The following is a 10,180-nucleotide window of genomic DNA, read 5'->3' as shown; positions in this document are numbered from 1 at the left end:
CGCCCTCCTGGCGCCGGGACCCTCCAGACGCCCCCGCCAAGGAGGTCCATCGCATCCCATGTGCCGAAGCACCGGTCGTGGGGGATCTCATCCCTTCCCTGACAGCCTCACCATTTCGACTCGCTACAGGATGTTTGCACTCATGTATGCGAACACATCGCTGTGAAATCGTGATTCAACTTCGATCGATCCGCGGGAATGGTCGCTGACCCGCCGGCAGGTGCATCTCGCCCGGGTTGGATGTGTCCCGGCCGCAGGATGACCTGCCGGCGGATCACGACCAGACCCCGGATCATTGAATGTTGAATTGCGACCGCACGGGTGCTACTAGTTACCGCGATCGGCCTTGCAACCAGGGCGCCAGCGCTGGAGTGTGTCCATGTCCACGTTCCGATCCCACGTCTGGTCCTCCGTCGGGAAGAAGATGATCACCGGGTTGACGGGCTTGATGCTCGTCGGCTTCGTGGCGGTCCATCTGCTGGGCAACCTGACCCTGTTCATCCCGGACCGGGGCCACGCCTTCAACGCCTACGCGTACTTCCTGGAGCACGCCGTCCACGGCTGGCTGATCCTCGCCTTCGAGGCGGGCCTGCTGGCGGTGTTCGGGTTTCACATCGTGTCGGCGATCACCGTCGCCTGGACCGACAAGCGCAAGGCGCGGCCGGTGGGCTACGCGCTGGTGCGCAACGCCGGCGGCAAGAGCCGCAAGGGCCTGCCGTCGACCAGCATGATCGTCACCGGACTGTCGCTGGCGATCTTCGTGATCCTGCACGTGAAGATGTTCAAGTTCGCCGACCACCCGGCCGTCGTCTACGACGGCAAGGAGATGAAGGACCTCTACGCGGTGGTGGTGGCGGCCTTCAAGCAGCCGCTGATCGCCGGCGCCTACGTCGCGGTGATGGGCATGCTGGGCTTCCACCTGCGCCACGGCTTCTGGAGCGCCTTCCAGTCCCTGGGCTGGAACAACGACCGGGCGATCGTCGTGCTGGAGAACCTGGCCCGGGTCGTCGCGGTGCTGTTCGCGGTCGGCTTCCTGGTGCTGCCCCTGTACATCCTCTTCTTCGTCGACCCGTCCGTGTCGGGAGGTCACCGATGAGCAGAATCCTCGATGCTAAAATCCCGAGCGGGCCCCTGGCCGACAAGTGGGACCGGCACGAGATGGAGTGTCCGCTGGTGGCGCCCGCCAACCGGCGCAAGTTCACGGTCATCGTGGTGGGGACGGGCCTGGCCGGCGGCGGCGCCGCCGCGACCCTGGGCGAGCTGGGCTACAACGTGCTGAACTTCTGCGTCCAGGACACGCCGCGCCGCGCCCACAGCGTGGCGGCGCAGGGCGGCATCAACGCCTCGAAGAACTACCAGAACGACGGCGACAGCGTCGAGCGGCTGTTCTACGACACGGTCAAGGGCGGTGACTACCGGTCCCGCGAGGCCAACGTCTACCGTCTGTCCCAGCTCTCGATGGGCATCATCGACCAGTGCGTGGCGATGGGCGTGCCCTTCGCCCGCGAGTACGGCGGCACCCTGGCCAACCGCTCCTTCGGCGGCGTGCAGGTCTCGCGCACCTTCTACGCCCGCGGCCAGACCGGCCAACAATTACTACTCGGCGTCTACTCCGCGCTGTCGCGCCAGATCGCGGCCGGCACGGTGAAGATGTTCCCGCGCCACGAGATGCTCGACCTGGTGGTCGTCGACGGCAAGGCCCGCGGCATCGTCTGCCGCGACCTGGTCACCGGCGAGATGAAGCGCTACGCGGCCGACGCGGTGGTCCTGGCGACCGGCGGCTACTCGCCGGTCTTCTACCTGTCGACCAACGCCGTCAACTGCAGCGCCACCTCGATCTGGCGGGCCTACAAGCGGGGCGCCCTGTTCGCCAACCCGTGCTACACCCAGATCCACCCCACCGCCATCCCGCAGCTGGGGGACTACCAGTCCAAGCTCACGCTGATGAGCGAGAGCCTGCGCAACGACGGCCGCATGTGGGTGCCGAAGGCCCCCGGCGACAAGCGCCGCCCCGCGGACATCCCCGAGGCCGAGCGGGACTACTTCCTGGAGCGCCGTTACCCGGCCTTCGGCAACCTCGTGCCGCGCGACATCGCGGCGCGGGCCTCGAAGGTGGAGTGCGACGCCGGCAAGGGCGTCGGCAACACCGGCTTCGCGGTCTACCTCGACTTCGCCGACGCGATCAAGCGCCTCGGCCGCGACGTGGTGGCCGACCGCTACGGCAACCTGTTCACGATGTACGAGGAGATCATCGCCGACGACCCCTACCACACGCCGATGATGATCTACCCGGCGCCGCACTACACCATGGGCGGCCTGTGGGTCGACTACAACCTCGAGAGCACGATCCCCGGCCTGTTCGTGGCCGGCGAGGCCAACTTCTCCGACCACGGCGCCAACCGCCTCGGCGCCTCGGCCCTGATGCAGGGCTGCGCCGACGGCTACTTCGTGGTGCCGCGCGTGGTGGCCGGCTACCTGGCCCGCGGAGGTCTCGGCAAGGTCACGACCGACCACGACGCCTTCGGCGCGGTCGAGGACGAGGTGCGCCGGCGCTACGACGCCCTGCTCGCGGTCAAGGGCTCGCGCACGGTGCGCGACTTCCACTGGGACCTGGGCCGCGTGATGTGGGACAAGGTCGGCATGTCCCGTGACCGGGCGGGCCTCGAGCAGGCGATCGTCCGGATCCGCGAGCTGCGCGAGGCCTACTGGCACGACGTGAAGGTGCCGGGCGAGGCCGCCGACTTCAACAAGCAGCTGGAGATGGCCGGTCGCGTGGCCGATTTCCTGGAACTCGGCGAGCTGATGGCGATGGACGCCCTGGCCCGCGAGGAGTCCTGCGGCGGGCACTTCCGCGCGGAGCACCACACCCCGGAGGGCGAGGCCCGGCGCGACGACGAGAACTTCATGCACGTGGCGGCGTGGGAGCACAAGGGCGACGGGCAGGCGCCCGAGCGTCACGTCGAGCCCCTCGCCTACGAGAACATCGAAGTGAAGACCCGCAGCTACAAGTAGCGGAAGGTGCCGAGCATGAGCGAGATGACCATCCATCTGAAGATCTGGCGGCAGGCGCGGGGCGCGGCGAAAGGCAACTTCGAGACCTACACGGTCGAGAAGATCCTGCCGGAGATGTCCTTCCTCGAGACGCTCGACCTGCTCAACGAGCAGCTGACCCGCCAGGGCCGGCAGCCCGTCGAGTTCGACAGCGACTGCCGCGAGGGCATCTGCGGCACCTGCGGCCTGGTGATCAAGGGCACGGCGCACGGCCCGAACCCCAAGACCACCACCTGCGAGGTGCGCATGCGGCACTTCCACGACGGCGAGACGATCACCGTCGAGCCGTTCCGCGCCGGCCCGTTCCCGATCCTCAAGGATCTGGTGGTCGACCGCACCGCCTTCGACCGCATCCAGCAGCAGGGGGGCTTCGTCACGGCCAACGTGGGCTCGGCCCCCGACGGCAACGCGGTGCCGATCCCCAAGATCGACGCCGACAAGGCCATGGACGCCGCCTCCTGCATCGGCTGCGGCGCCTGCGTGGCCGCCTGCCCCAACGCCTCGGCCTCGCTGTTCGTCGGCGCCAAGATCAGCCAGCTCTCCTACCTGCCCCAGGGCGGGCCGGAGCGCGGCCGCCGCGCGCTGCTGATGATCGGACAGATGGACCGCGAGGGATTCGGCGACTGCTCCAACCACGGCGAGTGCGAGGCGGTCTGCCCCAAGGAGATCTCCATCGAGAACATCGCCCGCATGCGCCGCGAGTTCTTCAAGGGCGCGCTCGGCGGCCACGACCGCAAGGCGGCGACCGGGGACTAGCGCCGACGCGCGGCACCCCACGCGTCGCGGCTCCCGCGGACCCCGGCCCCGGCGCCGGGGTCCTGCTTTTCGCGGTCGGCAGGGCGCCCGGGCGCCATCCGGGCTTGCATTCCCGCCCTGCAGGGCGTTCAATGGTCGGCCAATCGTCAGGAGCAGCATGGGACGGTATGCCGTCATCGACATCGGCACGAACTCGGTCAAGCTCTTCGCCGGCCGGGTGGTCCACGGCCGGGTGACGCCGCTGACCGACGAGTTGGCGGTCACGCGGCTGGGCCAGGGGCTGTCCCTGTCCGGCGAGCTCACCGAGGAGGCCATGACGCGCACCGCGCGGCAGGTGGCGGCCTTCCGGGTGCGCGCCGAGGATCTCGCGGTGGAGAAGGTCGTCGCGGTGGGCACCGAGGCCTTGCGCTCGGCGACGAATGCCGACGAGTTCCTGGACCTCGCGCGCCGGCTGGCGAAGCTGCGGGTGCAGGTGCTGGACGGGCAGGAGGAGGCCCGCCTGGCCCACCTCGCGGTGCGCAGCAGCCTCGACAACCTGCCCGAGCGCCTGATCGTGATCGACGCGGGGGGGGGCAGCACCGAGTTCGTCGCCGCCGAGAGCGGGCGCGTCCTGTCGCGCGCGAGCGTGCCGGTGGGCTCGCGGGTCCTGACCGACCGGCTCGTGCGCGGGAACCCGCCGGGGACCGCCGCCCTGAGGGCGCTGCACGACGCGGTGCGCGAGGCCTTCGCCGGCCTCGATCTCCCGCCGGGCGCGGTGGTCGCCGTCGGCGGCGCCCCGACGACGATGGCCACCGTGAGCCGCAGCCTGCCCGCGCACGAGCCGGCCGCCGTCCACGGCAGCCGCCTGAGCCGCGAGGAGATCGGACGCCTCGCCGCGCGCTTCGCCGCGCTGACCCTGGCGGCGCGCCGCCGCCTGCCGGGCCTGATGCCCGCCCGCGCCGACGTGGCCCTGGCCGGTGCCGTGATCCTGGAGGAGGCCCTGGCCCGCTGCGGGGCCGACGAGTTGACCGTCTGCGCCCGTGGCCTGCGCCACGGCGTGTTCCACGACCGCTTCGCGCCGCCGCCGGCGTAGCGCCCCGGCGGGCGCCGCCCGCCGCCGGAAAGGAACCGACACCATGCCGATCCTGCTGTTCAAGCGCACGCGGGCCCTGGTGGCCCAGATCGACGAGTTCCTGGACACGGTCGGCCAGGCCGCCCTGCTCTTCGAGAGCGGCGTGGCGGACTACGTGGGCGGCCGCCGGGAGCAGTTCGACACGCACTACCGGGCGATCGAGGACGCCGAGCACGGCGCGGACGAGCTGCGCCGCGACATCGAGAAGCAGCTCTACCGCCACTCGCTGATCCCGGAGGCGCGCGGCGACGTGCTGGGGCTGCTCGAGACCACCGACGACGTGGTGAACCAGGCCAAGCACACCCTGGGCATGTTCCTGGTGGAGCGCCCCCGGCTGCTGCCCGGCATGGACGAGGACTGGCGGGCGCTCGGCTCGACGGCCACGCGCACGGCCGAGGCCGTCGTCCTGGCCACGCGCGCGTTCTTCCGCGACCCCTACACGGTCAACGACCACCTGCACAAGGTCTACTTCTACGAGAAGGAGGGCGACCGGCAGGCCATGGCGCTCAAGCGCAAGATCTTCGACGCGGACGCCGAGCTGGCGCTCCAGCTCCACCTGCGGCAGTTCGTGGTGAACGTCGACCGGGTCTCCGACGCCGCGGAGGAGGTCGCCGACCGCCTGGCGATCTACACCATCAAGCGCACGGTGTAGGAGGTCGCGTTGCTGGTCCTGTTCTTCCTGTCGAGCGGGCTGTTCCTGGGCTGGTCCCTGGGCGCCAACGACGCCGCCAACGTGTTCGGGACGGCCGTCGGCTCGCGCATGATCCGCTTCGCGACCGCGGCGCTGATCTGCAGCGTGTTCGTGGTCATCGGCTCGGTCGCCGGCGGCGCCGGCGCCGCAGGGACCCTGGGCCAGCTCGGCGCGATCGACGCCATGGGCGGCGCCTTCATGGTGGCCTTCGCGGCCGCGGTGACCATCACCGTCATGACCAAGCTGGGGCTCCCGGTCTCGACGTCGCAGGCGGTCGTCGGGGCGATCATCGGCTGGAACTTCTTCAGCGGCGTGCTGACCGACACCGCCGCCCTGTCCAAGATCGTGGCGACCTGGATCATCTGCCCGCTCCTGGCGGGCGCGTTCGCCGCCCTCTTCTACGTCCTGACGCAGCGCCTCGTGCGCCGCCTGCGCCCGCACCTGCTGTGGGACGACATGGCGACGCGCTGGGCCCTGATCGCCGTCGGCGCCTTCGGCTCCTACAGCCTCGGCGCCAACAACATCGGCAACGTGATGGGCGTCTTTGTGCCCGTGGCGCCGTTCTCGGGGCTGGACCTGCCGTTCGGCCTGGCGTTCAGCGGTGCGCAGCAGCTGTTCCTGCTGGGCGGCCTGGCCATCGCCCTGGGCGTGTACACCTACTCGCGCCACGTCATGGGCACCGTCGGCGGCAACCTCTTCAAGCTGACGCCGCAGATGGCGCTGGTCGTGGTGCTGGCGCAGTCGGTGGTGCTGTTCCTGTTCGCCTCCCAGGAGCTGGAGCACGCCCTGCTGAGCGTGGGCCTGCCGGCGTTCCCGCTGGTGCCGGTCTCCAGCTCGCAGGCCGTGATCGGCGCAGTGGTGGGCCTGGGACTGCTCAAGGGCGGGCACGGGATCCGCTACCGGGTGCTGGTGGACATCGCCGCGGGGTGGGTGACCACGCCCATCATCGCCTGCCTCCTCGCGTTCGTCGGCCTGTTCGTCCTGCAGAACGTCTTCTCTGTGCAGGTCAACCGGCCGCACGCCTTCGAGCTGTCGCCGCAGGTGATCGAAAGGGTCGACCGCCTCGGGATGCCCGTCGACGGGCTGGCCGAGCTGGCGGGCGGGCGCTACACGACCCAGCTGTCGCTGAACCGCAGCCTGCGCGGCGGGACCGCCCTGGACGCGAAGCAGCGGGAACGGGTGGTGCGCGCGGCGGAGGTCGACCGCTACCTGGTGGACCCCGAGAGGGTGGCGCAGGACATCAAGCCCGGCTGGTTCGTGCCCGAGCAGATCGCGGCGGTCTCGTCGCTGACCGGCCGGGAATACCGCCACGGGTGGCAACTGCTCGAGGAGCTCGAAGCCCTGACCCCCGCCTGGCGCCTGCTGCCGGAGACGCCGCGCAACCGGCTGGACAACGACCGCCGCCAGAAGCAGCGCCGGCTGATCCTGGTCGCGCTGCGCACCGAACCGGTGGAGGCCCCTGCTCCGGAATGAGCCGCGGCCCAGGACGTCCGGCCCGCGGGCCCGTTAGCGGTGCCGCCACCTCCGCTCCGGCGCCGCCCCCGACCATCCCGCCACGACCCACGAGGAGCCCGCGGTGCTCGTCCTGTTCTTCCTGTCGAGCGGGTTGCTCCTGGGCTGGTCCCTGGGCGCCAACCATGCCGCCAACGTGTTCGGCACGGCCGTCGGTTCGCGCATGGTCCGTTTCGGCACCGCGGCCCTGATCTGCAGCGTGTTCGTGATCATCGGCTCGGTCGTCGGCGGCGCCGGCGCCGCCGGGACCCTGGGCCAGCTCGGCGCGGTCGACGCCTTGGGCGGGGCCTTCATGGTCGCGCTCGCGGCCGCCGTGACGATCACGGTGATGACCAGGTGGGGGTTGCCGGCTTCCACGTCGCAGGCGGTCGTCGGGGCGATCATCGGCTGGAACGTCTTCAGCGGCGTGCCGACGGACGTCTCCGCCCTGACGAAGATCGTCGCCGCCTGGGTCGTCTGCCCGGTCCTGGCGGGTGTCTTCGCCGTGGGCTTCTACCTCCTGCACCGGCGCCTCGCGCGCCGACTGCGCCCGCACCTGCTGTGGGACGACATGGCGACGCGCTGGGCCCTGATCGCCGTCGGCGCCTTCGGTTCCTACAGCCTCGGGGCCAACAACATCGGCAACGTGATGGGCGTCTTCGTGCCCGTGGCGCCGTTTCCGGGTCTGGAACTGCCGTTCGGCCTGTCGTTCAGCGGCGCGCAGCAGCTGTTCCTGCTGGGCGGCCTGGCCATCGCCCTGGGCGTGTTCACCTATTCGCACCGCGTCATGAGCACCGTCGGCGGCGATCTCTTCAAGCTGACGCCGCAGATGGCGCTGGTGGTTGTGCTGTCGCTGTCGGTGGTGCTGTTCCTGTTCTCTTCGCAGGATCTGGAGCGGTTGCTGCGCAACGCCGGTCTGCCGACGCTGCCGTTGGTGCCGATCTCCAGCTCGCAGGCCGTGATCGGCGCGGTGGTGGGCTTGGGCCTGCTCAAGGGTGGGCGCGGGATCCGCTACCGCGTGCTCGTGGACATCGCCGTGGGCTGGGTGACCACGCCCCTGATCGCCGGATTCCTCGCCTTCGTCGGCCTGTTCTTCCTGCAGAACGTCTTCTCGGTGCCCGTCAACCGCGCCCACGGCGCCGATCCGTCGCCGGCGGCGATCGAACGGCCCGTCAACGCGGCGGCGACGACAGTAGCTTGCGCACCATCCACACCACCGTGACGATCCCGCCCAGCAGGAGCGCGGCGAAGATCGCCAGGTTCAGCGTCTGGGTCCGCACCGGGATCTCCCGCAGGTCCGCCATCCCCGCCAGGTAGCCGGCGCGCACGGCGTCGCGCATCAGGATCATCACCGCCAGCGTCAGCAGCGTCGACCAGGCCAGCGGCTTCAGCGAGCGCGCCGGGGTGACGCGCACGCGCCAGGCTAGCAGCAGCAGGACCAGGGATAGGGCCGTCCCCAGGCCGAGCAGGCCCGTGGCGTGGCCGCTGCCGCCCATGAACAGGCGGCGCACGTCCTCCCGCAGGGCCAGCAGGTACCAGAAGCCGAACATCATGTTGACGACGGTCGCGGCCAGGAAGACGTCCAGGCCACGGCGTACCAGGGCCTCCTGCAGGCGGGCGTCGGCGCGTTCGCGCCGGGCCAGCAGGGCCAGCAGGATCCCCGCCACGGCGATCGCGCCCAGCGCCATGTGCAGGAAGCGGGGCCACAGCAGCGCCTCGCCCAGGTTCAGGTGCAGGCCGCCGGGGGAGGCGAAGTACAGGCGGCTCCATTTCTCGGGCGTGAGCATCAGCGTCGTGTTGTTGCTGAAGGCGAAGCCGACCAGCGCGACGCACCCGACCGCGACCGCGACGGCCCAGCGCCGCCCGCCGCCCAGCCGTCGGCCGCGGAAGGCGTTGAGGTAGGTCGCGTAGTAGCCGACGAGCAGCAGCGGCACCGTGGCGAACCACGGCCAGCCCATCAGGATGCTCGAGGTGTAGAAGAAGCCGCCGTAGAGCGTCTGCAGGAACAGCAGCGGCGCCACGCCGAAGGTCACCGTGCCGGCGAACAGCGTCGGCAGCAGCTTCGAGATCCGCTCGACGACCGCCTCGTGCAGCTCGCGGTCGCCGCCGCGCGTGAACAGGCTCCCCAGCAGGATCGCGCCGCCGCCGAGCAGCGCGTTCATGAACAGCAGGTGCACCAGGAAGGTCAGGTGCAGCAGCGCCGCGAACAGGGGCGCCGGCGCGGGGATGGGCAGCACGTCGGGGGTCGGGACGTAGGGGTTCATTCCGCGCTCCGATCGGGGGTGGCGCCGGCGGCGCCGGTGAGGAAGTCCAGCAGGTGCGCACGCTCGACGGGGTCGCCGCCGTAGGCAGGCATCTCCGCGGCGAGGTCGGGCAGCGCGTCGAGCATCGCCTCGAAGTCCTCGCGCGTGCTGCCGGCGAGGGCGGGCCGCAGCGCGCGGTAGCCGTCCAGGGTGTGGCAGGTGCCGCAGTGCGCGTCCCAGGCCAGCCGGGCCGCGGCGGCGGGGTCGGCGGGGAACACGGCGGCCCCGTGGTCGGCGTCGTCGGCGAGGTAGGCCGCGAGGTCGGCGGTCTCCGCGGCGTTGCCGTGCCAGGCCGGCATCCGCGCGCGCATGTGGTGCAGCCGCGGCAGGAAGTCGGCGATCTCCGCCTCGGTGCGGTGGGACAGGAAGGGGCGCATCGGGTTGAAGCCGTCGCGGGTGAGGCAGGGCAGGCACCAGGCGCGGTAGAGGTCGCGTCCGCGCGCGTCGGGCGTGGACGCCGTGGGATCGCGCCAGCGGGTGAAGGCGGTGACGCCGGCGGCGGCGATCTCCGGTTCCTGGTCCACGCGCAGGCCGGTGGTGTAGAGGTAGCCGTGGATCGTGTAGGGCTTGCGGGCCGCCTCGCGCACCCACTCGCCGCCGAAGAACAGGGCCAGGCCGGCCGCGGTCAGCAGCACGGCCCCGACCGGGTGCCAGCGCCGGGGCGCCGCCAGGGGCCAGAGGGCGATCAGGAAGGCCGCCGCCGCGCCGACCAGCATCAACCCGACGACGCGCGGCAGCACGGGGATCGCGCCGGCGGCCAAGTCGGCCCAGTCCGGG

At 71.1% G+C, this 10,180-nt stretch carries 9 protein-coding genes; 7 read left to right on the top strand and 2 right to left on the bottom strand.

Features of this window, described 5'->3' with window-relative positions; translation table 11 throughout:
* Window positions 1-379: 379 nt before the first annotated feature.
* The 7 genes from Q7W29_08840 to Q7W29_08810 all read left to right on the top strand — a co-directional run bounded on the left by Q7W29_08840 (window position 380) and on the right by Q7W29_08810 (window position 8,322).
* Entirely contained in the window at window positions 380-1,096 is a 717-nt protein-coding gene (locus tag Q7W29_08840) for a succinate dehydrogenase cytochrome b subunit (GenBank protein MDO9171922.1), read from the top strand.
* On the top strand, window positions 1,093-3,012 hold the full coding sequence (locus tag Q7W29_08835; GenBank protein ID MDO9171921.1) for a fumarate reductase/succinate dehydrogenase flavoprotein subunit: 1,920 nt from the start codon (window positions 1,093-1,095) through the stop codon (window positions 3,010-3,012). The genes Q7W29_08840 and Q7W29_08835 overlap by 4 nt, the downstream gene beginning before the upstream one ends.
* A gap of 24 nt (window positions 3,013-3,036) precedes the next feature.
* On the top strand, window positions 3,037-3,807 hold the full coding sequence (locus Q7W29_08830; protein ID MDO9171920.1) for a succinate dehydrogenase/fumarate reductase iron-sulfur subunit: 771 nt from the start codon (window positions 3,037-3,039) through the stop codon (window positions 3,805-3,807).
* Between the two features lie 157 nt (window positions 3,808-3,964).
* On the top strand, window positions 3,965-4,879 hold the full coding sequence (locus tag Q7W29_08825; GenBank protein ID MDO9171919.1) for a Ppx/GppA family phosphatase: 915 nt from the start codon (window positions 3,965-3,967) through the stop codon (window positions 4,877-4,879).
* A 43-nt stretch (window positions 4,880-4,922) separates the two neighbouring features.
* On the top strand, window positions 4,923-5,570 hold the full coding sequence (locus Q7W29_08820) for a DUF47 family protein (protein ID MDO9171918.1): 648 nt from the start codon (window positions 4,923-4,925) through the stop codon (window positions 5,568-5,570).
* Between the two features lie 9 nt (window positions 5,571-5,579).
* Window positions 5,580-7,082, top strand: coding sequence for an inorganic phosphate transporter (locus Q7W29_08815; GenBank protein ID MDO9171917.1), 1,503 nt, complete (start codon window positions 5,580-5,582; stop codon window positions 7,080-7,082).
* 103 nt (window positions 7,083-7,185) lie between these two features.
* Window positions 7,186-8,322 (top strand): inorganic phosphate transporter, encoded by a 1,137-nt coding sequence (locus tag Q7W29_08810; GenBank protein ID MDO9171916.1) that lies wholly within the window; start codon window positions 7,186-7,188, stop codon window positions 8,320-8,322.
* Here Q7W29_08810 and Q7W29_08805 read toward each other — a convergent pair.
* The gene (locus tag Q7W29_08805; protein ID MDO9171915.1) at window positions 8,273-9,364 is read right to left on the bottom strand and encodes a hypothetical protein; all 1,092 of its coding nucleotides are present in this window, start codon (window positions 9,362-9,364) and stop codon (window positions 8,273-8,275) included. The genes Q7W29_08810 and Q7W29_08805 overlap by 50 nt on opposite strands.
* A partial coding sequence (locus Q7W29_08800) for a cytochrome c (GenBank protein MDO9171914.1) occupies window positions 9,361-10,180 on the bottom strand: 820 nt, incomplete at its 5' end. The genes Q7W29_08800 and Q7W29_08805, both read right to left, overlap by 4 nt.

Source organism: bacterium (genome assembly GCA_030654305.1).
Taxonomy (GTDB): domain Bacteria; phylum Krumholzibacteriota; class Krumholzibacteriia; order LZORAL124-64-63; family LZORAL124-64-63; genus PNOJ01.
This window is presented reverse-complemented; position numbering and strand designations above follow the sequence as displayed.

Excerpts from the sequence above, each read along its gene's own strand:
- Q7W29_08840 (MDO9171922.1), top strand. The coding sequence starts at position 380 with ATGTCCACGTTCCGATCCCACGTCTGGTCCTCCGTCGGGAAGAAGATG.
- Q7W29_08835 (MDO9171921.1), top strand. The coding sequence starts at position 1,093 with ATGAGCAGAATCCTCGATGCTAAAATCCCGAGCGGGCCCCTGGCCGAC.
- Q7W29_08830 (MDO9171920.1), top strand. The coding sequence starts at position 3,037 with ATGACCATCCATCTGAAGATCTGGCGGCAGGCGCGGGGCGCGGCGAAA.
- Q7W29_08825 (MDO9171919.1), top strand. The coding sequence starts at position 3,965 with ATGGGACGGTATGCCGTCATCGACATCGGCACGAACTCGGTCAAGCTC.
- Q7W29_08820 (MDO9171918.1), top strand. The coding sequence starts at position 4,923 with ATGCCGATCCTGCTGTTCAAGCGCACGCGGGCCCTGGTGGCCCAGATC.
- Q7W29_08805 (MDO9171915.1), bottom strand. The coding sequence starts at position 9,364 with ATGAACCCCTACGTCCCGACCCCCGACGTGCTGCCCATCCCCGCGCCG.